17 protein-coding genes are annotated in these 21866 nt (G+C 70.4%); 7 read left to right on the forward strand and 10 right to left on the reverse strand.

The genetic code is table 11. From position 1 onward, the window contains the following. Positions 1–9: 9 nt before the first annotated feature. From ACEN9V_RS09060 to ACEN9V_RS09090, 7 genes are all read right to left on the reverse strand, one after another. Positions 10–1197 carry a glycoside hydrolase family 1 protein gene (locus ACEN9V_RS09060; protein ID WP_413603045.1) on the reverse strand — a complete coding sequence of 396 codons (1188 nt, stop codon included), beginning with the start codon at positions 1195–1197 and terminating at the stop codon, positions 10–12. A gap of 9 nt (positions 1198–1206) precedes the next feature. Further along, positions 1207–2076: an alpha/beta fold hydrolase gene (locus tag ACEN9V_RS09065; RefSeq protein ID WP_413602972.1), complete on the reverse strand. Its 870-nt coding sequence runs from the start codon at positions 2074–2076 to the stop codon at positions 1207–1209. After that, positions 2073–3821, reverse strand: coding sequence for an ABC transporter ATP-binding protein (locus ACEN9V_RS09070; RefSeq protein WP_413602973.1), 1749 nt, complete (start codon positions 3819–3821; stop codon positions 2073–2075). The genes ACEN9V_RS09065 and ACEN9V_RS09070 overlap by 4 nt, the downstream gene beginning before the upstream one ends. Continuing rightward, entirely contained in the window at positions 3818–4744 is a 927-nt protein-coding gene (locus ACEN9V_RS09075; RefSeq protein WP_413602974.1) for an ABC transporter permease, read from the reverse strand. The genes ACEN9V_RS09070 and ACEN9V_RS09075 overlap by 4 nt, the downstream gene beginning before the upstream one ends. Next, positions 4741–5721 (reverse strand): ABC transporter permease, encoded by a 981-nt coding sequence (locus ACEN9V_RS09080; RefSeq protein ID WP_413602975.1) that lies wholly within the window; start codon positions 5719–5721, stop codon positions 4741–4743. Before ACEN9V_RS09080 ends, ACEN9V_RS09075 begins: the two co-directional genes overlap by 4 nt. Further along, positions 5718–7436 carry an ABC transporter substrate-binding protein gene (locus ACEN9V_RS09085; RefSeq protein WP_413602976.1) on the reverse strand — a complete coding sequence of 573 codons (1719 nt, stop codon included), beginning with the start codon at positions 7434–7436 and terminating at the stop codon, positions 5718–5720. The genes ACEN9V_RS09080 and ACEN9V_RS09085 overlap by 4 nt, the downstream gene beginning before the upstream one ends. A gap of 510 nt (positions 7437–7946) precedes the next feature. After that, positions 7947–9047, reverse strand: a complete 1101-nt coding sequence (locus ACEN9V_RS09090; RefSeq protein WP_413602977.1) for a LacI family DNA-binding transcriptional regulator — start codon at positions 9045–9047, stop codon at positions 7947–7949. Positions 9048–9281: 234 nt separating this feature from the next. On the opposite strand from ACEN9V_RS09090, the gene ACEN9V_RS09095 reads away from it, so the two are divergent. After that, positions 9282–9422 (forward strand): hypothetical protein, encoded by a 141-nt coding sequence (locus ACEN9V_RS09095; protein WP_413602978.1) that lies wholly within the window; start codon positions 9282–9284, stop codon positions 9420–9422. 145 nt (positions 9423–9567) lie between these two features. Here the strand turns inward: ACEN9V_RS09095 and ACEN9V_RS09100 are convergent, their stop codons facing one another. Beyond that, complete coding sequence (locus ACEN9V_RS09100) at positions 9568–10269, reverse strand: GntR family transcriptional regulator (RefSeq protein ID WP_413602979.1); 702 nt, start codon at positions 10267–10269, stop codon at positions 9568–9570. Between the two features lie 84 nt (positions 10270–10353). Between ACEN9V_RS09100 and ACEN9V_RS09105 the strand changes: the two genes are divergently transcribed. Then, complete coding sequence (locus ACEN9V_RS09105; RefSeq protein ID WP_413602980.1) at positions 10354–11559, forward strand: MFS transporter; 1206 nt, start codon at positions 10354–10356, stop codon at positions 11557–11559. Between the two features lie 140 nt (positions 11560–11699). On the opposite strand, the gene ACEN9V_RS09110 is transcribed toward ACEN9V_RS09105, so the two are convergent. Beyond that, the gene (locus ACEN9V_RS09110) at positions 11700–12848 is read right to left on the reverse strand and encodes a Vms1/Ankzf1 family peptidyl-tRNA hydrolase (protein ID WP_413602981.1); all 1149 of its coding nucleotides are present in this window, start codon (positions 12846–12848) and stop codon (positions 11700–11702) included. A 214-nt stretch (positions 12849–13062) separates the two neighbouring features. Here ACEN9V_RS09110 and ACEN9V_RS09115 point away from each other — a divergent pair, with 214 nt between their 5' ends. Genes ACEN9V_RS09115 through ACEN9V_RS09130 form a run of 4 tightly spaced genes read left to right on the forward strand, consistent with a single transcriptional unit; the run spans position 13063 to position 19449 of the window. Continuing rightward, entirely contained in the window at positions 13063–14424 is a 1362-nt protein-coding gene (locus tag ACEN9V_RS09115) for an ABC transporter substrate-binding protein (protein ID WP_413602982.1), read from the forward strand. Next, positions 14421–15500: a carbohydrate ABC transporter permease gene (locus ACEN9V_RS09120; RefSeq protein WP_413602983.1), complete on the forward strand. Its 1080-nt coding sequence runs from the start codon at positions 14421–14423 to the stop codon at positions 15498–15500. The genes ACEN9V_RS09115 and ACEN9V_RS09120 overlap by 4 nt, the downstream gene beginning before the upstream one ends. Continuing rightward, a complete protein-coding gene (locus tag ACEN9V_RS09125; protein ID WP_281266756.1) occupies positions 15497–16432 on the forward strand; it encodes a carbohydrate ABC transporter permease in 936 nt (311 codons plus the stop codon). Before ACEN9V_RS09120 ends, ACEN9V_RS09125 begins: the two co-directional genes overlap by 4 nt. Further along, entirely contained in the window at positions 16429–19449 is a 3021-nt protein-coding gene (locus ACEN9V_RS09130; RefSeq protein ID WP_413602984.1) for a glycoside hydrolase family 2 TIM barrel-domain containing protein, read from the forward strand. Before ACEN9V_RS09125 ends, ACEN9V_RS09130 begins: the two co-directional genes overlap by 4 nt. A 127-nt stretch (positions 19450–19576) precedes the next feature. On the opposite strand, the gene ACEN9V_RS09135 is transcribed toward ACEN9V_RS09130, so the two are convergent. Next, positions 19577–19996, reverse strand: a complete 420-nt coding sequence (locus ACEN9V_RS09135) for a DUF3151 domain-containing protein (protein ID WP_413602985.1) — start codon at positions 19994–19996, stop codon at positions 19577–19579. A 284-nt stretch (positions 19997–20280) separates the two neighbouring features. Between ACEN9V_RS09135 and ACEN9V_RS09140 the strand changes: the two genes are divergently transcribed. Then, positions 20281–21852 carry an ABC-F family ATP-binding cassette domain-containing protein gene (locus ACEN9V_RS09140; protein ID WP_413602986.1) on the forward strand — a complete coding sequence of 524 codons (1572 nt, stop codon included), beginning with the start codon at positions 20281–20283 and terminating at the stop codon, positions 21850–21852. Positions 21853–21866 lie beyond the last annotated feature (14 nt).

The following is a 21866-nucleotide window of genomic DNA, read 5'->3' on the forward strand; positions in this document are numbered from 1 at the left end:
GCCGGCGGGTCAGGACTCCAGCGCGTTCGCCTTCGCGACTCCGCCGTACCAGTGCGCGGACGGCTTCGGGGTGCGCGCGAACGTCACCGGGTCCCAGGACACCAGCCCGAACGTCGGCCGGAAACCGGACGCCCACTCGTAGTTGTCCAGGAGCGACCAGTGCTGGTACCCGAGGACCTCGATGCCGTCCTCGATGCAGCGGTGGATCCCCTCCAGGGCGCCCTGCGTGTACGCCTGGCGACGGGTGTCGTCCGCGGTCGCGATGCCGTTCTCGGTGATCATCAGCGGGACGTGGCCGGAGAGCTCCCACGCGCTGCGGAGTCCGTCGGCGGAGGCCTCCGGGTAGAACTCCCAGCCGGTCAGGGTGGTCTCTTTCGTCTCGTCGACGGGGAGCGGACCCTTCGGCCCGACGAACGTGCGGGTGTACGCCTGCACGCCGAGGAAGTCGTCGCCGGCGGCGTTCTCCAGGTACCAGTCGTCGCGCGGGTACCCGTACTCGCGGAGCATCGCGTCCGCGCCGGGCTCGCCGTTCGAGCGGAACGCCTGGGTCGCGACGGTCCACCCGGACTGGAGGCCCGACACCTGTCCCAGCACCTCGCGCGACCGCTTGTGGCTGGCCAGCAGGGCGTCGGCGACGCCCAGGTCCGGGTTCGGCAGGCCGTAGGCCACCAGGTTCCTGGCGTCCTCGCCTCCGGCGAGCATCGCCGCGATGTTCGGCTCGTTGATCGTGCAGACGTAGCGGACGCCGTCCGAGACGACGGGGAGCGCCGCCTCGGTGTAGCGGGCGAACAGGTCGGCGGCGTCAGGGGCGCGCCAGAAGCCGTCGCGCTCGAACCAGCGTGGCACGGTGAAGTGCATGAGCGTGACGATCGGCTCGATGCCGAACTCGTGGCAGGTCTCGACCATGCGGCGGTAGTGGTCGATCTCGGCACGGCTGACGAACCCGCGCTCCGGTTCGATGCGCGCCCACTCGATGCTGAACCGGTAGGAGTTCAGCCCGAGGTCGGCCGCGATGCGGATGTCCTCGCGGTACCGGTGGTAGCTGTCCGCGGCGTCGCCTGAGGGCTCGACGATGGTCGTGTCCGGCTCGTGCTCGTGCACCCACCAGTTGCTGTTGACGTTGTTGCCCTCGATCTGGTGTGCAGCGGTGGCGGCGCCCCAGAGGAAGCCGTCAGGGAATGTCAGCGTGGTGATGATGGGGTCCTTTCAGTGCTCGGACAAGAACGCATCGAAGACGGCGACCGTCCCGAGCGGGTTCTCGACCTGGGGGCCGTGGTAGCTCTCCGGGATGACCGCGTAGTCGGCGCCGAGCCGCTCGGCCATGTCGTGCTGCCACGGGATCGGCCATGCCGCGTCCCAGACGCCGTGCGCCACGAGGGTCGGGAGACCGGTCTCGCGGAGCGCGTCGGTGGTGTCGGACGGGTCCTCGAGGATGCCTGCGCCGGCGAGCACGCTGAGCACGCTCGTGTGGTCGAAGCGCTCGCGGACCATCCGGACGTCGTCGGGGAGTTCCTCGTCGGGACGACCGGCCCAGAGCGGGTTCGTCGCGTCGAAGAGCGCGCGGTTGCTGCACGACTCCGAGACGATCGCGCGCTCGGCGGCCTTGCGGTTCGCCCAGCCGTGCGGGCCGGAGCAGAACATCGTGACGTCGCGGAAGGCGCTCGGGTCCTGGATCGCGGCCGCGCGGACGATGACCCCGCCGAGCGAGTGCCCGATGAGGTGCACGGGCGCGCCGTCGTCGAGGAGCCTCGCGACCCGGACGACGTCGGCGGCTTCCTGCTCGAGCGTGTACTCGCTCCGCTCCGTCGGCGCGACCGAGTCGGCCTGGCCGCGACGGCTGATCGCCACGGCGGACCAGCCGGCGTCGCGGAGGACCGGCAGGAAGGTCCGCCAGTCCTCCTTCGAGCCGGTGTACCCGGGCACGATCAGGACGGTGCCCCTGGACTCGCCCTCCGGCACGATCCTGTACGCCGTCAGTCGTCCGATCGGCAGGTCGACGCCGACGACGTCGACACCGTCCGGGGTGGGCAGGTGTCCGAAGGCGGTGACCGCCTCGAAGTCGTGCAGGGTGCTCACAGTGCTCCTTCCGCCAGCCGCCGGCGCGGGTTCGGCACCGCGTCGAGCAGCTCGATCGTGTAACTGTCCTGCGGGTTCTGCAGCACGTCGGCCGTCCGCCCGCGCTCGACGACGGCGCCGTCGTGCAGCACCATGATGTCGTCGGTGATGAGCCGGGCGCTCAGCAGGTCGTGCGTGATGTAGAGGAGCGAGACGCCCCACTGCTCGCGCAGGTCTTCCAGCAGCGCCAGCACGCCGGCACGGAGCGTGACGTCGAGCATCGAGACCGGCTCATCGGCGATGATCACCTGCGGGTCGCTCGCGAGCGCCCGGGCGATGACCACGCGCTGCCGCTGCCCGCCGGAGAGCTGGTGCGGGAGCTTCTGCGCGAACTGCTCCACGGGCGTGAGCCCCACGGTCTCGAGGAGTTCGAGCACGCGGTGCCGCGCTTCCTTGCCGCGGAGGCCGGTGTAGTTCACGACCGGACGGGTCAGCGTGTACTCGACCGTGTGCAGCGGGTTGAGCGCCGCGTACGGGTCCTGGAACACCATCTGCACCTCGGAGCGCAGGTCCCGCAGGCCCCGGCGCCCGAGCTTCGCGACGTCGAGGTCACCGAAGCGGACGGTGCCGCTCGTCGGCTTCTCGACGCCCGTGAGCATCTTCGCGATGGTCGACTTGCCGGAGCCCGATTGGCCGACGAGCGCGAGCGACTGCCCCGGCTCGAGCGTGAACGACACATCGCGGACGGCGCGCACGGGCTCCTCGCCACGACGCGGCGGGGCGTAGGTCTTCACGAGGCCGTCGACGACGATCGGGTTCTTCGCGGCCGTGCGCTCGCGGGTGCCGACGGTGGCGTGCGAGGTCGTCGCCTCCTGTCGCTTCTCCCCCGACTCCGCGCGGAGCGAGCGGTCCGGGAAGCCGGGCAGCGAGACGACCTCGGCGCGCGGGTCCGCGTAGTGCGAGAGCAGCATCTGCGTGTACTCGTCCTGCGGGTCGCGCAGGATGTCGCGGGAACCGCCGTCCTCGACGATCCGTCCCTCGTGCATCACGAGGACGCGCTCGGTGGCCTCGAGCACGATGCCGAGGTCGTGGGAGATGAGCACGGCCGTGAAGCCCTCTGATCGTTGCAGCTCGATGATGGTGTCCATCACCGCGTGCTGCACCAGGACGTCGAGCGCCGTGGTCGGCTCGTCGAACACCATGAGCTGCGGCTCGAGGGACAGCGCGAGTGCGATCGAGACGCGCTGCCGCATGCCCCCGGAGAGCTCGCCCGGGTACCGCGCCAGCATCGAGTCGGGGAGCTTCACCTTCCCGACGAGCTCGCGCATCCGACTGTCCCAGCGCTCGCGCGGGACGTGGCCGTGGGCCTTGAATACGTCGATGAAGTGGTTCCGGATGGTCCGCACCGGGTTGAGCGCGTTCATGCCGGACTGCAGCACCATAGCGAAGCCGCCCTGCCGCTGCTGGCGGAGCGCCTCCTCGTCGAGGTCACGGATCTCCTTGCCGGCGAAGACGATGCTGCCGCCGTTCGTCCGCGCCGGCGGCTTCTGCAGCCGGGTCAGCGCGTAGCCGAGCGTCGACTTGCCGGAACCGGACTCGCCGACCAGGCCGACGAACTCGCCCTTCTTCAGGGAGAACGACACGTGGTCGACCGCCTGGACCGCGGTCTGGCCGGCCGATTCGTAGACCACCGACAGGTCACGGACGTCGAGCAGGACGTCCGCAGCCCGCGGGGCGGACGTGATGGGAGCCTCCAGGCTGGTCATGCGGCCTTCTCCTTCTTGACCCGCGCGCCCTCGCGCAGTCGCGGGTTCGACACGGCGTCGACGCCGAAGTTGATCAGGGTCAGGCTCATCGCGAGGAGCGCGATGCACAGACCCGGTGCGAACAGCAGGATCCACTGACCGGTGAGGAGCGCGTTCGAGTTCTGCGCCCAGTAGAGGATCGTGCCCCAGCTGACGATCGAGGAGTCGCCGAGGCCGAGGAACTCCAGGCCGGCCTCCGCGAGGATCGCGCTCGTCGCGGCACCGAAGAAGCTGCCGACGATCAGGGACGTCATGTTCGGCAGGATCTCGCGGAAGACGATGCGGGTGGCACCCTCGCCGGAGAACTGCGCGGCGGTCACGAAGTCACGACCGCGCAGCGACTGCGTCTGCGAGCGGAGCACGCGAGCACCCCACGCCCAGCCGGTCACCACGATGACCGCGATGATGACGGCGATGCCGCCGTTCTGCAGGTAGGCCGCGATGACGATCATGAGGGGCAGGCCCGGGATGACGAGGAACAGGTTCACGATGAACCCGATCACCTCGGCGATCCAGCCGCGGACGTAGCCCCAGCTGAGGCCGATCGCGACGGCGACGAGCGTGGACAGGATGCCCGCGACCGCGCCGACGAGGACCGAGATCCTTGCGCCGTAGATGATCTGGGAGAGGACGTCCTCGCCGGCGGCGGTCGTCCCCATCCAGTGCGCGGCGGTCGCGTCCTGGCTTCGCGGGAACCCGTTCTGACTGGCTCCGTACGGCGCGAGGAGCGGGGCGGCGATCGCCACGAGCACGAACACCGCGAGGATGATGATGCCGATCCGGGCCTTCGTGTTCCCCCAGACGACCCCGAACTGGCGGGCCGCACTCTTCCACCGTGACGGTGCTTGGGCTTCTTCTTGGGTACGTACTGCGATCGTGGTCATCGGCGCGTCCTCGGGTCCAGGACGCCGTAGAGGACGTCCACGATGAAGTTGGCGATGAGCACCGACACGGTGATCATCAGGAAGAGTGCCTGCATGAGCGGGTAGTCCTGGCCGATGACGGCGTTGAACAGCAGGTAGCCGATGCCCGGGTAGCCGAACACCTGCTCGACGAGGACCGAGCCGCCGACGACACCACCGAGCGCCAGACCGAAGCCGGTCAGGTTCGGCAGGATCGCGTTGCGGGCGGCGTACCGGATGGCGACCGTGCGACCGCGGAGGCCGTTCGCCTCGGCGAAGGTCACGTAGTCGTCACCGAGCGTGTTGATCATCGCGTTGCGCATGCCGATGATCCAGCCGCCGAGGCTCGTCACCAGGATCGTGACCGCCGGCAGGATCGCGTGCTGGATCGCGTCGGCGGTGAACGCCAGGTTCAGGCCGGGGGTCGACGTCGCCGAGTACGCGCCGGTGGTCGGGAACCAGTGCAGGACGTAGCCGAGGAAGAACAGCAGCAGGAGCGCCGTCCAGAAGTAGGGGAACGTCGACATGAAGCTACCGGACAGGGTCGGGAGCGAGTCGAGCCAGGTGCCGCGCTTCCACGCGGCGCCGACGCCGATCAGGGTGCCGAGCACGAAGGCGATGATCGTGACCAGGCCGACGAGGATGAGCGTGTACGGCAGCGCGCGGGCGACCAGGTCACCGACGTTCTGCGGGTAGAACGTGTAGCTCACGCCGAAGTCGAGCGTGACGACCTGGTGCAGGTAGCTGACGTACTGGTCCCAGAGGTTGCCGGTCGGGACGCCGAGCTGGGCCTCGATGGCCTTCTTGGTGGCGTCGGTGACCGGGCCGTTCTGGCTGAGCTTCGCCAGTGCCGCGTCGGTCGGGCTGCCGGGCATGAGGCGCGGGAGCACGAAGTTCAGCGTGACCGCTGCCCAGAGGGTCAGGACGAAGAGGACGAGTTTCTGGAGGATGTACTTCACTGGTTGTCCTCTGCATCCTTCAGGATCTTCTGCCCGGCGGCGCTGTCACGGAGCCGGAGCTTCGAGAAGATGAGCAACGGGGCGGAGTCGTAGTTCTGCGGCGCCATGTACGGGTCCTTCGCGCTCGGCCAGCCGACGAACTTGCTGGTGTTGAAGAGCCCCCAGAGGCCGCCGTAGTACATCCCGATGACGGGCAGGTCGTTGTAGACGACCTCCTGCAGCTGGTCGAGGATCTCCTGCTGCTTCGCGGTGTCCGTCGTCGCCTTGTACTCGTCGAGGAGCTTCTGCGTGTCGGCGTTCTTGTAGCGCTCGTAGTTGTTCACCGTCGACTTGCCGACCGGCTGGTAGAAGTCGGAACTCAGCAACGAGTTGAACGCCTGGTACACGTCGCCGTTGCCCATGCCGCCCATCGCCATGTCGAACGTGCCGTTGTTGATGTTCTGCTGGTAGCCGGCGGGCTGCGGGGCCTGGATGGTCACCTTGATGCCGATGGCCGTCAGGTTGCGGCGGACCTCCTGCGCGGCGCGGAGCCAGTCGGAGTAGCCGTTCGCGGTCATGATCGTGATCTCGAGCTGCTTGCCGTCCTTGACGATCTTGCCGCCCTGTTCCACGTAGCCGGACTTCGCGAAGGACGCCTTCGCGGCGTCGACGTCCTGCGTGATGACGCCCTTGTCGGGGATGGCGTCGTTCACGTACTGCTCCTGGTTCGGCAGGATCAGGCCGGTCTGCGCCGCCGCCGTGAGGTTGCCCTCTGTCGCGGTCTCGGCGATGTCGTCACGGTTCAGCGCGAGCGAGATGCCCCGGCGGACGTTGACGTCGTTGTAGGGCGCCTTCGTCAGGTTCGGGATCAGGCCGATCACACCGCCCGGCGGGAACCAGTACGTGTTCGTCTTCGATGCGGCACCCCACGTGCCCTTCACGTCGGAGATGAACGAGTACGCCCAGTCGTAGCCACGGGTCACCGTGTCGAGCTGCGTGTTCGTCGCCGGCAGGATCAGGTGCTTGATGGCGATCTTGTCGGCCTGCCAGTAGGACGTGTTCTTGTCCATCGAGTACTGCTGGTCGGTGTAGTTCCCGAGGACGAACGGGCCGGTGCCGACGGGGTTCGGGTCGCGGTAGGTCGTCGGGTCCTTGACGTCCTTCCAGTGCTGCTCACCGAGGATGTACGTCTGCCCGATGATCGTCAGGCTGGGCACGTCCTCCGACTTCAGGTGGAAGACCACGTGCTGGCCCTGCTGGTCGATGCTGGCGATGTGCTGCCATGCACCCTTGACGTCCATCGCGGGGAACTTCTTGAGCAGGTCGAACGTGAAGACCACGTCCTTCGCGCTGAACGCATCGCCGTTTGACCACTTCACGCCGCTGCGGATCGTCATGTCGATCGTCTTGGCGTCCGGCTGCGTCCACGAGCTCGCGAGCCACGGGTTGCGCTTGCCGTCGAGGGGGTTCACCTCGATGAGGGGCTCGTACATCCACTTCGACGCCGTGCGGGCGTTCGCGATGTACGGGTTGAAGTTGCGGTCGAACAGCGGGTTGCCGTGGTCCGCGTTGATGAGCATCGTGTCCTTGCCGATGCTCGGGTCCGGCTGGGAGCGGACCTGGATGCTGCAGCCGGTGGCGGTGAGGGCCACGACTGCGAGCCCGGCGAGGGCCGCCATCAGGCGTCCGCGCCGTCGTGCGCGCTGGCCGCGCGTGCGCTGTGGGGGAAGCGTCATTGCTCGGTCGACCTCCGTGTCGAGTGGGTACCGAGACAATGTATGCGCTTACATCGCGCGGCGCAACCGGCGGGTTCCGGTGTCCCCCGTCACGGTTCGCCCGGGCACCGGCGCGGGGCCGCGGCAGGCCGGCGCGCGGCGTGCGGCGTGCGCGTGCGGCGCACGGCGTACGGCGTACGGCGTACGGCGTACGGCGTACGGCGTGCGACGTACGGCGTACGGCGTGCGACGCGCGACCGGTCACAACTCCCCGCTCAGGTTCACCCAGCGGTCACGAACCGTCGCCAGAACGCGCGGGGACCGACGAGATGTGACCAGCCGGCGAACAACCAGCGGGGTGTCGCGACCACTCCGGACTGCGGCGGGCGGGCACCGAGGCGCGAGCTTGGGCGCGAGGAGGAGTACGAGCACGAGCGCGGGCACCGCCACGCGGGCACGGGCACCGACGGGCGGGCGCGGGCCCGCCGCACTCGCACGGGCACCGCCGCGCCGGCGCGGGCCCGCCGCGCGTCAGAGCGCCGGGGGGCAGCTCTCGCGCAGGAGGACCTCGACGGGCAGGCGCATCGAGCGCGGGGGCCCGGCGGGGCTGTCCAGCCGGTCGACGATCGCCGCGACGGCAGCGCGTCCGAGTGCCCCCATCGGCTGGTGCACGGTGGTCAGTCGCGGCGACGAGAACCGCCCGGCGTCGATGCCGTCGAACCCCGTCACGACGACGTCCTCGGGCACGCGGACCCCAGCGGCGAGCAGCCCGTCGAGCACACCGAGCGCCGACTGGTCGTTCGAGCACACGATCGCCCGCGGCACACCGTCGGCCAGCAGGGGCCCGACGAGCTCCCGCGCCCGGACCCGCCCGAAGTCGCCGTGCACCGTGCGGACGGACGACGCGTCGACCCCGTGGTCCGCCAGCGCAGCGGCGAACCCGGCGGCACGCTCCATGTCGTCCGGCGAGTCGATCGGCCCGGCGACGTACGCGATCGACCGGATGCCGAGCCGTCCGATGACGTGCGATGCCAGCGTGCGCATGCCCGCGGCGTTGTCGACGCTGACGGAGTCGAACCCGTGCGAGCGCCGGTCGTCGGCGAGCATCACCACGGGGATCCGGCGGGCGACGTGCTCGAGCAGGTCGTCCGGCACGGTCTGCGCCAGCACCGCGAGCCCGTCGACCCGGCCGGCGACGTCGTTCACGATGACGTCCCGCGACGGACCACGGCCGGCCGCGACCATGAGCGCGAGGCCACGCTGCCACGCCTCGGTCTCGGCACCGCGGAGGACCTCGTCGAAGTACAGGTTCGAGGCGAACGGTTGCGTCACGTGCCGACGGTCGTCGACCACGCGGACGCCGCCGTCCGTGACGAGTCCTGGACGCTCGTCCGCGACGACGTCGAAGCCGGGGAGCAGCAACCCGATCACGCCCGTGCGGCGTCCGGCAAGCGCACGAGCATTGCCCGACGGGACGTACCCGAGCGCTCGGATCGCCGCTTGCACGCGGTCACGGGTGCCCTCGCGGACGGCGTCCGGCGTGCGCAGCACGCGGGACACGGTGGCGATGGAGACGCCGGCCGCGGAGGCGACGTCGTAGACCGTGGGAGGCGCCGTGCGCTGGTCGGTCAACCCGTGCCTCCCGTCCGTCTGGTGATCCGTACCGGGGCGAGCCGCCCCGACAGCGGACCATCCTAGGCACCGGTCGCCGACACACTTCTCCACAACCACCGTGGGACCCTTGCGCGATCCGAAGCGATCCGACGACACTGGAGCGACCTCAGTACGTCCCGTGGGGAAGCGCAATCAGCGGACGGTGTCCGCATCATCGCGGGCATGCGCCCGCACTCGGGAAGGACGATCGAGATGTCACAGTCGACACATTCCGGGCGCCGCGACGCGCACCGCCTGAACCGCGACGAGGCAGAGGTGCGTGACGCGCTCCTCGAACACTCCGAAGACTCCGTGAACGCCTGGATCGCCGAGGAACGGGCGCGTATCGAGTGAGCCGCTGACGCGGCCCCGGACAGGAGGCCCGGTGCATCTGGTCTGCGCCGTCGCCTCCTCGAGCGGGTCGCGTTCCGTGCTCGCCGTGGGTCGCGCAGGTCGGGTGACGCCTGGTCGCGTCGCGGTGGGTCGAGTGCCGGCGCGCTCAGCGCTCCGTCGCACCCACGATCGCCATGCCGGCACCGCGGAGACGGCGGCGCTCCTGCGCGATGAAGGCGAGCAGACGGTCGTTCGTCCCGGCGACGTGTGCGGCGAGCAGTTCGGCCGCGCGGTCGGCATCCCCGGCCTGCACGGCGTCGAGGATCGCGCTGTGCTCGTCCCACGCGGCGTCGCGGGCCTCGGGCGTCCGGACCTCGATCCAACGCGTCCGCTCCAGTCGGGTCAGCGCATCGGCGATCGCGTCGGTGACGAACCGGTTGCCGCCGAGGGCCGCCAGGTCGAGGTGGAACGTCGAGCCCATGCGGATGCCGGCCTGCTGGTCCGGCGTCGGCCGCAGGGCGTCGAGGTGCGACCGGACCTCGGCGAGCTGCTCGCGGGACGCACGCGCGACGGCGAGCCGTGCGGCGGCGGGCTCGAGCACGCCGCGGAGCTCGGCGAGTGACGCGATCTCGTCGAGGTCGATCGGGGTGACGGTCCACGAGCGCCCCTCGTGGAGGATCAGCCCCTCGCGCTCCAGTCGTGACAGCGCCGCGCGGACGGGCGTGCGCGAGGCGTGGAAACGCGCCTCGAGCCCGCGCTCGGAGATGCGCTCGCCCGGCGCGATGTCGAGGGTGAGGATCGCGCCACGGAGGTTGTCGTAGAGCTGGGCCGTCTGCGACACCGGGGCTGCGTCGGTCGGTTCGGTCACGGCACATCAGCCTAGTGGCGCGGCGCCTCGGATGGTATACCGTTTTGGTATACCAATCAGTTCCGAGACGAAACGACTGCTTCCATGACGACGACGGCTCCCCGTTCGGCCGCGACACCCCCGATCACCGCCCGCGCCTGGACGATGCTCGCGCTCGGCGTCGCCGCGCAGGCCGCCGGCACGCTCGTGGTCTCGGCACCGGCGTTGCTCATCCCGTACCTGCACGCCCAGGGCACGTCGCTGACCCTTGCGGGGCTCCTGGCCGCCGCTCCGACCTTCGGCATGGTGCTGACGCTCATCGCCTGGGGAGCGATCACCGACCGCTTCGGCGAGCGCATCGTGATCGCGGGCGGTCTGGTCCTGACGACGCTCGCGGTGGTCGGCGCGTGGGCGGCTGCAGGGAACCCGGTGTTGCTCGGGCTGGCGTTCCTGGCGGGCGGCATGACGAGCGCGTCGACGAACGCCGCGAGCGGACGCGTGGTCGTCGGCTGGTTCCCGAAGGAGCGTCGAGGGCTCGCGATGGGGATCCGGCAGATGTCCCAGCCGCTCGGGGTGACGCTCGCGGCGGTCACGGTGCCGCAGCTCGCCGAGGCGCAGGGCATCCGGGCGTCACTCGTCCTGCCGATCCTCCTCTGCGCGGTGCTCGCCGTGTCGTGCGCGATCGGCATCGCAAACCCGCCGCGGCCGGTCCGCTCGGAGGCGGCGACGACCGTCACGGCGAACCCCTACCGGACGAACGGCTTCCTGTGGCGGATCCACGCGGTGTCGATCCTGCTCGTGGTGCCGCAGTTCACGCTGTCGACCTACGGGCTGGTGTGGCTCGTCGGGCTCGGGTGGTCGACGCCAGCGGCGGGGCTGCTCGTCGGGGCGTCGCAGTTCGTCGGCGCGATCGGGCGGATCCTCGTCGGCGTGTGGAGCGACCGGGCGGGATCCCGGGTCGGACCTCTGCGCATCGTCGCGGTCAGCGCCGCGGTGGTCATGGCCGTGCTTGCACTCGTCGACGCGACGCACCTGGCCGGCGCGGCGGTGTTCCTCGTCATCGCGACGAGCGTCACCGTGGCGGACAACGGCCTCGCGTACACGTCGGTGGCCGAGGCCGCTGGACCCTTCTGGTCCGGGAGAGCACTCGGGGCGCAGAACACCGGGCAGTTCATCGCGGCGAGCGCCGTCGGGCCTGGCATCGGCGCCCTGGTGGGAGCGCTCGGGTTCGCGGCGTCGTTCGGCATCGTGGCGGTCCTGCCACTCGCCGCGCTGCCGCTCGTCCCGCGAACCGACCGCTCCCACGACTGACCCGCGCGGCGACCACGCGCGATTCGTCCCACAACGCCCGCGATGAGATGCGGAATCGCGCGTAGGGGGTCGGAACTTCCGACCGACTACGCGCGATTCGAGCTCCTACGCGCGAAAGGGCACGGGGTAGCGCAGGCCGCTCAGGCCGGGACGGTCGGGCCCACCGGCCAGCGCAACAGCGCCGCGGCGGCCACGCCCCCGGGCAACGACGCGGCGTTCACGAGCACGAGCTCGGCGTCCGTGAGCACCGCAGCACGCACGAGCGCGCAGACGGCGGGCACGGGGCCGATCACCGGCACGCCGGCAGCCTGCTCCGGCGCGGTCGCGATCCACGGCGCTGCCCCGAGTGCGAGCAACGTCCGCTCACCCACGGCCACGGCGTCCAGCGCGATCGTCGCACCCTGGGCCTGCTGCAACGCCTCGACCACGGGGCCGAGCCCGGTCACCGCCTGATTGTCCCCGCGACCGACGTGGGACCGGAGCGCGTCCTCGAGGTCGTGCCGGTGCTTCGCGATCACCCGGGCGAGGGCGACGCGCACGTGATCGCCGAGGACCTCCTCGTCGAACCCGCCCCCTGGCACCTCGCTGACGAGCCGGCGTGCATCCGACGACAGCCGCTCGATGAGCATCGGACGCGCCTGCAGGTCACCGGCGACGACGATGAGCGCAGGCGAGAGTCGCGCGACGGCCTTGTCGATCGCGCTCGCGACCTCGCTCGTGTTCTGCCGCCAGACCTCCTCGGTGCGACTCTGCCAGCGCGGCTGCTTCCAGTCGCCGAACCCGCCCTTCACCTTGTGCTGGTCGAAGGTCTCCCCGGAGATGCGCTCCTCGTCGTCGGCGGTCGCCGGGTGCCCGAGCTTGAACGCGCGGTACCCACCGCCGTCCTTGCCGACCTGGACGACCAGGAACGGCAGGTCGATCGGCCGGTGCGCGACGAGCGGCACGAGGTCGGGGACAGCGCCGACGCCGATCGACTCGGCGGCGTGCATCGGACCGGGCAGGACCTCGCTCAGCACGAGCTCACCGTCGTGCACGAGCACGTACCGGGCGACCGGCGACGGGACGCCTGGGCTGTTCTCGAGCTCACCGGCGATGACGTCGACCGCGTCGAGGTCCGAGCCTTGCGCTCGGAGTGCCTCCTCGACCCCGCGGAGCTTCAGCGCCGCCTGGCGACGCGGATCCTCGACATTGCCCGAGGCGTCCACGTAGGCCCACGCCCACGTGCCTCCGCCCTCCAGTCGCTGGCCCAGGATCCGGTGCAGTTCGTTCGTGACGTTGGTCGACGTCATGGCAGCTCCTTCGGTTGGACGGAGCAGGAACTCGAGGAGCCCCTGCGCTCTCACGTTCCGACCACACTCCACCCGTCGGCGCTCCGACGTCACACATCGGAGGGAACACCCACCACATCGGAGGGAACACCCAGCGCCGAAATCGCACTGGCGCTCGGTTTTGTGGTTGGCTGAACCGCAACCCCGATCGACGACGAACCGGAGTGCGACGGCAATGACGCCCCCATCACCACGACCCATCTCCAGACGACAGCTGTTGGGCTTCGGCATCGGAGCAGCCGCGACCGGCCTGCTCGCCGGATGCGCGGTCCCGGGATCCACCAACGTCAACAAGGCCGGGGTCATCCCCGCGGCCGCGAGCGGCGAGACGGTCCAGATCACCTACTGGGCCTGGCTCAAGGACCTGCAGAAGGTCTGTGACGTCTGGAACGCGAAGAACCCGCACATCCAGGTCACCGCGAACTGGATCCCCGGCGGCAACTCCGGCGGGTACCAGAAGATGTACTCCGCGCTCGCGGCCGGCGGCGGTCCGGACATCGGGCAGGTCGAGCTCCGGCAGATCCCCGAGTTCATGCTCGCGAACGGCCTGGTCGACCTCGCCCGCTACGGCGCGAAGGACCACGAGTCGAAGTACGACGAGGCGGCGTGGGCCCAGGTCTCGTTCGTCGACGGCGTCTACGGCATCCCGCAGGACACCGGCCCCATGGGCTTCTACTACCAGACCGCCCTGCTCGAGCAGGCCGGCGGCGAACCACCGGCGACGTGGGACGAGTGGCGCGAGTTGGCCGACAAGGTCAGGAAGACCGGGCCGCAGAACTACCTCGAGGTCTTCCCCGTGGCCGACGCCTCGCCCTTCGCCGCGTACGCGCAGCAGGCCGGTGCCCGGTGGTTCAAGGTCGACGGCGACGAGTGGGTCGTCGACATGACCGATGACAAGACCCTGATGGTCGCCGACTTCTTCGACGGGTGCATCGACGACAAGCTCGTCGACACGAGCGCCGGCGCCTACACCCCCGGCTGGTACGCCTCGGCGGCGAGCGGCAAGATCGCGGCCGTCACGAGCGCGAGCTGGGGCGACGCCCTCATCGAGTCCGTGCAGGGCGGCGAGGGCAAGTGGAAGGTCGCGAAGATGCAGACCTGGGGCGACACGGGCTACGGCTCGAGCGCGATCGGCGGCTCCACGGCCGCGGTCCTCGCGAACGCGAAGCACCCCAAGGAAGCGCTCGAGTTCATCACGTGGATGACCACCTCGAAGGAGGGGATCGACGCGATGATCAAGTACTGCGGCATCGGGTGGTCGCCCGCGGTGGACTACATCGGGAAGCAGCGCGAGCAGCCGAGCAAGTGGTTCTCCGGCCAGAACTACAACGAAGAGGTCTTCGTGCCGGCGTCGAAGGAACAGAACATCGACTGGTCCTGGTCCCCGGTCACGCAGTCGGCGTTCACCAGCTTGCAGAACCAGTTCCGCCGGAAGCTCACCTCCGGTCTGAAGCTGCGCGACGCCGTCGAGCTCGCGCAGAAGGAGATCGTCCAGTCCTTCAAGGACAAGGGCCTCAGCGTCAGGACGGCACGATGAGCACGCAGCCGAACACCACCTTCCGCACGTCGACGAAGGCCACCCGCGCACAGAAACGCGCGCCGTGGGTCCTCCTCGCGCCGTTCCTCGCCCTGTTCGTGCTGACGTTCATCATCCCGATCATCAGTGCGCTGTTCCAGAGCTTCACGACCGTCGACCGGAAGGGCCTGTTCGGCGAGGACGGCGTCACGGGCCGCTTCGCCGGGTTCGACAACTACGTCACGGCCCTGAACGACTCCGGCTTCGTCGCCTCGATCGGCCGCATGCTGCTGTTCGGCATCGTGCAGGTCCCGGTGATGATCATCGCCTGCACGATCCTCGCGCTGCTGCTGGAGTCGGCGAGCGCCCGCTGGCCCGGGTTCTTCCGCGCGATCTACTTCATGCCGTACGGCGTCCCCGGCGTCATCGCGACGATCCTCTGGTCGTTCCTGTACGTGCCCGGCCTGTCGCCGATCGTCGCCCTGCTGCAGTCGATCGGGCTGCAGCCGGACTTCCTCGGCGCCAACAGCGTGCTGTGGTCGATCGCGAACATCGTCACGTGGACGTACACCGGCTACAACATGCTCATCATCGTGGCGCAGCTGAAGTCCATCCCCGGCGAGGTCTACGAGGCCGCCAAGATGGACGGCGCCGGTCCGGTCCAGGTCGCCTGGCGCATCCAGATCCCGCTCATCGCGCCGGCTCTGGTGCTGACGACGGTGTTCTCCATCATCGGCACACTGCAGCTCTTCGCGGAGCCGCAGATCCTGTCGACGGTCGCGCCGGCCATCGACACCGAGTACACGCCGAACTACGCCGCCTACACGAACGCGTTCGCGTTCAACGAGTACGGCGTCGCGAGTGCGCAGGCGGTCATCATCGCCCTGGCCGCGTTCATCCTGTCGTTCGCGTTCCTCGCGTTGACGAACCGGCCGCCGAAGGAGGAGCGCGACCAGCGCAAGCGGGCCAAGAAGGACGGCCTGGAGGCGCGGCGCGCGCTCCAGACGCGCGCATCCGCCGTCCGTCCGGTCACCTCCCAAGCCGACCCGAGCCTCCAGTCCGGTCGCGTCGCGACCATCGAAGGGACCGAACGATGAGCGGCGAGACCATCCAGGCGCCGGTGACCAAGCAGGCCGCCGAACCGGTGGACACCACGTCCATCTCGGCGCACCAGCGCCGCAAGCTCGACCGGTCCGGCAAGAGCCAGATCGTCGTCACGGGCATCCTCGTGATCGTCGCGATCTACTTCCTCGTGCCGCTGTACTGGGTCGTCATCGCGGCGACGAAGACCACCGGCGCGCTGTTCTCCACGAACGGGTTCTGGTTCGGCGGCGAGTTCGCGTTGTTCAGCAACATCCAGCAGGTGTTCACGTACGACGGCGGCATCTTCGTCCGCTGGATCGCGAACAGCATCCTGTACTCGGGCGTCGGTGCCGTGCTCGCGACGTACTTCGCCGCAGCCGGCGGGTACGCGCTCGCGAAGTACGAGTTCCGCGGGCGGCAGCTCGTGTTCGGGACGATCCTCGGCGGCGTGCTCGTGCCGGGGACCGCGACGGCGCTGCCGCTGTTCCTGCTGTTCTCGACGCTCGGCCTGACCGACACGTACTGGAGCGTGCTCATCCCGAGCCTCGTCTCCCCGTTCGGCCTGTTCCTCTGCCGGGTGTACGCCGCGGCGTCGATCGACACGGCGCTCATGGAGTCCGCGCGACTCGACGGCGCCAGCGAGCTGCGGATCTTCCACACGATCGCGCTCCGGCAGATGACGCCGGCGCTCGTGACGGTGTTCCTGTTCCAGGTCGTCGGCATCTGGAACAACTTCTTCCTGCCGCTGATCATGCTGGCCGACCAGAAGCTGTACCCGATCACCCTCGGGCTCAACAACTGGCGCGCACAGGTCGACCGGCTGCCGGAGTTCTACCAGCTCACCACCGGCGGGGTGCTCGTCTCGGTCATCCCGCTCGTCATCGCCATCATCGTCCTGCAGCGCTTCTGGCGCGGGGGCCTCACGGAAGGATCGGTCAAGGGTTGACCACTCCCGACCTCGCGTCCACCGCACCCGGATCGGCGTCCCGGCTGACGCCCAGAGCATGGCTGCACACCGACGCTCCGTCGCTGTCGCTCGACGGGGAGTGGGACTTCCGCTGGTCGCCCGTCGCCGATGCGGCGCCGTTCGAGGACCCGGACGGATGGGGCACGCTGCCGGTCCCCGCGCACTGGGTCCTGCACGGGCACGGGGCGCCGAGCTACACGAACCTGCAGTACCCGTTCCCGATCGACCCGCCGAACCCGCCGGAGGAGAACCCGACGGGCGACTACCGACGGACGTTCGACGTGCCGAGGACCTTCGACGCGTCTGCGCGCGTGCTGCTCCGCTTCGACGGCGTGGAGTCGCACTTCCGGGTGTGGCTGAACGGCGACCTCGTCGGGTGGTCGACCGGGTCGCGCCTGGCGACGGAGTTCGACGTGACGTCGCTGCTCCGGCCGGGGCCGAACGAACTGCGCGTCCGCGTGCACCAGTGGTCGGCCGCCTCGTACCTCGAGGACCAGGACCAGTGGTGGCTGCCGGGCATCTTCCGCGACGTCACACTGCTCGCGCGACCGACGGCACCGATCGACGACGTCTTCGTCAGGGCGTCGTGGACGGCGGCGCTGGGTTCGGCTGCGACCGCGGGGACCGCGGCGTCCGGGCGTCCCGCGACGGGCTCCGGCACGATCACGGTGCCGACGCTCGACGCGGTGTTCCCGGTCCGCTTCGCGGTGCCCGAACTCGGGGTGTCCGTCGTCTGGCAGCACGCCGACGACGTCGCCCCGATCGAGGTCGAGGGCGTCGAGCCGTGGAGCGCCGAGCTCCCGAAGCTCTACGACGCCACGCTGTCCACGGGCACGACGGCCGGCGGGACCGAGGGTGGGGAGACCGTGTCGCTGCGGCTCGGGTTCCGCACGGTGTCGATCGAGGGCGACCGGTTCCTGGTCAACGGCGAGCGGGTCGTCTTCCACGGGGTGAACCGACACGAGACACATCCCGAGCGAGGGAGGGTGTTCGACGAGGACCACGCCCGCGCCGACATGGCGCTCATGAAGCGCCACAACGTGAACGCCATCCGGACCTCGCACTACCCGCCGCACCCCCGCGTGCTGGACCTGGCCGACGAGCTCGGGTTCTGGGTGATCCTGGAGTGCGACCTCGAGACGCACGGCTTCGTCTTCCTCGACTGGCAGGGCAACCCGTCCGACGACCCCGCGTGGGAGGACGCCTACCTCGACCGCATCGAGCGGACCGTCGAGCGCGACAAGAACCACCCGTCGATCGTGATGTGGTCGCTCGGCAACGAGTCCGGCACCGGGCGGAACCTCGCCGCGATGTCGACCTGGGTGCACGCCCGCGACCCGGAGCGCCCGGTGCACTACGAGGGCGACTACACGGGCGAGTACACCGACGTCTACTCGCGGATGTACCCGACGCTGCAGGAGACCGAGTCGATCGGCGGCGGGACCCCGACGCCCCTGCTCGGCTGCGGCCCCGCCGAGGCCGCACGGCAGCGGTCGAAGCCGTTCATCCACTGCGAGTACGTCCACGCGATGGGGAACGGCCCCGGGCAGATCCAGGAGTACGAGGACCTGGTCGACCGGTACCCCCGGCTGCACGGCGGGTTCGTGTGGGAGTGGCGCGATCATGGGCTGCTCGCACACACACCCGACGGCACTCCGTACTACGCCTACGGCGGTGACTTCCACGAGGTCGTGCACGACGGCAACTTCGTGATGGACGGCCTCGTGCTGCCCGACGACATCCCGACGCCGGGGCTCGCGGAGTACGCGGCCGTGGTCGCCCCGATCCGGATCTCGGTCGGGAACGGCACGGTCCTCGTCGAGAACCGGTACCACTCCGCCTCGACCGCGGGCCTGCGGTTCCGTTGGACCCTGGCGCGGAACGGCGTCGTCGAGTCCTCGGGCCGGATCGCCCCCGGCGTGATCGCCGCTCGCGAGTCGGCGACCGTGCCCGTCCCGGACGACGTGCTCGGCGCAGCTGCCGGCGACATCGCCCCCGGCGAGGAACTGTGGTTCGACGTCGTCGCGGAGCTCGCCGGACCGACGGCCTGGGCGGACACCGGCCACGTCGTGGCACGCGCCCAGACGCTCGTCTCGAGCCGTCCGGCGGAGGCCCCACGAGCCTCCAGGACGGGGTGGGACGGCGATCGACTCGGGGAGGCGACCTTCACCGAACGCGGCGACCTGTCGAGTTGGAAGGGACTGCCCGTCGCCGGGCCGCGACTGGAGCTCTGGCGCGCGCCGACCGACAACGACCGGTTGGCGTCGCAGGGCGGCTACGAGACCGCTGACCCGGTGCTGACGCACGGCGTCGGCGATCCCGACGCGCCGGCGTCGGCGGAGAAGTGGGTGCGTGCCGGGCTCGACCGGCTGACGCACCGGCTGATCGACGTCGAGCGGACCGAGCACGGTCTCGTGCAGCGGGTCCGGGTCGCGGCGGCGAACAGCGGCGCCGGTGTCGAGGTCACGCACCGCTGGACCCTGACCGACGACGGGCTGCTGCTCGACACGACCGCGATCCCGTTCGGCGCCTGGGACGTGACGTGGCCGAGGATCGGCGTGCGGATCGACCTGCCGGTGTCCCTCGTGTCCGAGGACGCCGCCGTGGAGTGGTTCGGGACGGGGCCGCTCGAGTCGTACGCGGACTCGTCGCACGCGGCGCACGTCGGCCGGTTCGGCTCCCCGGTGTCGCTGCTGAACGCGAACTACTCCAGGCCGCAGGAGACCGGGCACCGTCCGGGCCTCCGTTCGCTGACCGTGGGGCCGTTCACGGTGTCGACGGTCGGGGCGCACCGGGCGGGGTTCACCCTGACGCCGTGGACCGCGCAGCAGGTGAGCCGTGCGGCGCACCCGTACGAGCTGCCGACGCCGGACGCGCTGTACCTGTACCTCGATGCCGCGCAGCACGGGCTCGGGAGTCGTGCGTGCGGGCTGGACGTGCTCCCGGAGCACCAGCTCTGGCCGTCCGCCCGCGCGTGGAGCGTGCTGCTGGCGTAGCGGCGGCAGGCGGCGGGCGGGCGACTGGCCGCGCTTCGCACAACCGAAAGCACCCCGCGCCACGGAATCTCGTGGCGCGGGGTGCTTTCGGTTGTGCGGGAGCGATCCGCGGCGGCGGCCGGCCGCCCTACGCGGACAGCGCGGGGATCGCTGCGGGGTCGGCGCCGTCGAGGAACTCGGTGAGGCGCTCGGGCTCGCCGGGCTCGTCGATCGCCTGGGCCGCGCGACGCAGTACGAACAGTGCCCGGAGGACGCCGCGGTTCGGCTCGTGCGACCACGGCACCGGACCCGCACCGCGCCACCCGGCCTTGCGGAGCGAGTCGAGCCCGCGGTGGTAGCCGACACGGGCGTACGCGTAGGACTCGAGCGTCGCGCCACGCTCCCACGCCTCGTCGGCGAGGAGCGCCCACGCCAGGCTCGACGACGGGTGCGACACCACCACGCTGGCGACGGGTGCGTCGGCGGCGAGCGCCGCGGTCACCTCGGGTTCGGCGGGGAGCAGGGTCTCGGGGTTGCTCGACGGAGTCGGCAGCAGGTTCTCGGGCATGCCTCCACCCTGTCATCCCTTGCGGCCGTCCGGGAACGGGCTTACCGTGGAAGACACTCCGTCGTGACCGCGGAGCAGCGGGGCGGGAGACCGACCGCCGGCTCGGGTCACGGAAACGGGGGTCAACCGACGGAAGAAGTCGCCTTGCGCGTGATCACCGGTACTGCGTCCTCGCAGCAGCAGCCCCTGCGCTGACACCGTGATCATGCCCGCCTGAGTCGGGTCCCTGCCGCATCCGCGGCTCCGGTGTCGTGCGCCCGCATCGACACACGGGAGGCACCTCCATGCCCGCGAACCCATCGGTCGTCCTGCACGACCTCACCTTCACCTGGCCGGACGGCACCGTCGCGATCGACCACCTCACCACCGCCTTCGGCTCCGGCAGGACGGGTCTGGTCGGGAGGAACGGGGCCGGGAAGACCACGCTGGTCCGGCTGGTCACCGGTCGGCTCCACCCCACGTCGGGCACCGTCACGATGTCGGGTCCCGTCGACCACCTCCCCCAGCGGCTGTCCGTCCGCACCGAGGACACGGTCGCCGACCTGCTCGGGATCGGCGCCACGGTCCGAGCGCTCCGAGCCGTGCTCGGCGGTGACGCATCGCCCGCGCACTTCGACGTCATCGGCGACGACTGGGACGTCGAGGAACGCGCCGCAGCCGCGCTCGACCCGCTCGGCATCGACCTCGACCGGCCCGTCACGACGCTGTCCGGCGGTCAGGCGGTCCTCGCAGCGGTCGCCGGGATCCGGCTGCGCGGGCTCCCGATCGCGTTCCTCGACGAGCCGACGAACAACCTCGACCGACGAGCGCGGACGATGCTGCTCGACATGGTCGACGCCTGGCACGGCACGCTCGTCGTCGTCAGCCACGACCGCGAGCTCCTGGAGCACGTCGACGAGGTCGCCGAGCTCCGCGCCGGGTCGATGACCGTGTTCGGCGGGACGTTCAGCGCGTTCGAGGAGCACCTCGCCGTCCAGCAGGCCGCGGCCGAGCGCGAGGTCCGGGTCGCCGAGCAGCGGCACCGCACCGAGAAGCGGCAGAGGATCGAGGCCGAGACGAAGATCGCGCGGCGGGCCCGCTCCGGCGTCAAGGCCGCGCAGGGCATGCCGAAGATCTTCGCGAACGAGATGCGGAAGAAGGGAGAGGAGACGGCGGGGAGGCTCCGCACCGGGTACGCGGACGACGAGGCAGCGGCCCTGCAGACGAAGCGGGAGGCGGAGACGCGGCTCCGGGTCGACGAGTCCATCCACGTCGAGCTGCCGGATCCGGACGTCCCCGCGTCCCGGCGCATCGCGACGATCACGGTCCGCGGACGGGACACGATCGTGCAGGGACCCGAACGCATCGCCGTCGGCGGGGACAACGGCGTCGGCAAGACGACCCTGCTCGAGCAACTCGTCGGGTGGCCCTCCGCGCGGGAGCACCCGCTCCCGGGCACGCACGCCGAACCGCACGTGGAGCACATCGCCTACCTGCCGCAGCGGAAGGACTCGCTCGATGACGACCTGACCGTGCTCGAGAACGTCCGTCGCGGCGCGCAGCACGTCGGGGACGCCGTGCTCAGGAACCGGCTCGCACGCTTCCTGGTGCGGGGGGACACGGTGGACCGTCCCGTGGGTGCGCTCTCCGGTGGTGAGCGCTTCCGGGTGGCGCTGGCCGGACTCGTGCTCGCGGACCCGCCCCCGCAGCTGCTGGTGCTCGACGAGCCGACGAACGACCTCGACATGACGAGCGTCGACCAGCTCGTCAACGCGCTCGGGGCCTACCGCGGGGCCGTCGTGGTGGTCAGCCACGACGAGACGTTCCTCGACCGGCTGGACCTCGACGCCCGGCTCGACCTGTCGACGTCGCAGTGACGAGCGGCAGGGCG

The organism is Curtobacterium sp. Curtsp57 (assembly GCF_047324335.1).
GTDB lineage: Bacteria > Actinomycetota > Actinomycetes > Actinomycetales > Microbacteriaceae > Curtobacterium.

Excerpts from the sequence above, each read along its gene's own strand:
- ACEN9V_RS09070 (WP_413602973.1), bottom strand. The coding sequence starts at position 3,821 with ATGACCAGCCTGGAGGCTCCCATCACGTCCGCCCCGCGGGCTGCGGAC.
- ACEN9V_RS09075 (WP_413602974.1), bottom strand. The coding sequence starts at position 4,744 with ATGACCACGATCGCAGTACGTACCCAAGAAGAAGCCCAAGCACCGTCA.
- ACEN9V_RS09085 (WP_413602976.1), bottom strand. The coding sequence starts at position 7,436 with ATGACGCTTCCCCCACAGCGCACGCGCGGCCAGCGCGCACGACGGCGC.
- ACEN9V_RS09095 (WP_413602978.1), top strand. The coding sequence starts at position 9,282 with ATGTCACAGTCGACACATTCCGGGCGCCGCGACGCGCACCGCCTGAAC.
- ACEN9V_RS09105 (WP_413602980.1), top strand. The coding sequence starts at position 10,354 with ATGACGACGACGGCTCCCCGTTCGGCCGCGACACCCCCGATCACCGCC.
- ACEN9V_RS09110 (WP_413602981.1), bottom strand. The coding sequence starts at position 12,848 with ATGACGTCGACCAACGTCACGAACGAACTGCACCGGATCCTGGGCCAG.
- ACEN9V_RS09115 (WP_413602982.1), top strand. The coding sequence starts at position 13,063 with ATGACGCCCCCATCACCACGACCCATCTCCAGACGACAGCTGTTGGGC.
- ACEN9V_RS09120 (WP_413602983.1), top strand. The coding sequence starts at position 14,421 with ATGAGCACGCAGCCGAACACCACCTTCCGCACGTCGACGAAGGCCACC.
- ACEN9V_RS09125 (WP_281266756.1), top strand. The coding sequence starts at position 15,497 with ATGAGCGGCGAGACCATCCAGGCGCCGGTGACCAAGCAGGCCGCCGAA.
- ACEN9V_RS09135 (WP_413602985.1), bottom strand. The coding sequence starts at position 19,996 with ATGCCCGAGAACCTGCTGCCGACTCCGTCGAGCAACCCCGAGACCCTG.
- ACEN9V_RS09140 (WP_413602986.1), top strand. The coding sequence starts at position 20,281 with ATGCCCGCGAACCCATCGGTCGTCCTGCACGACCTCACCTTCACCTGG.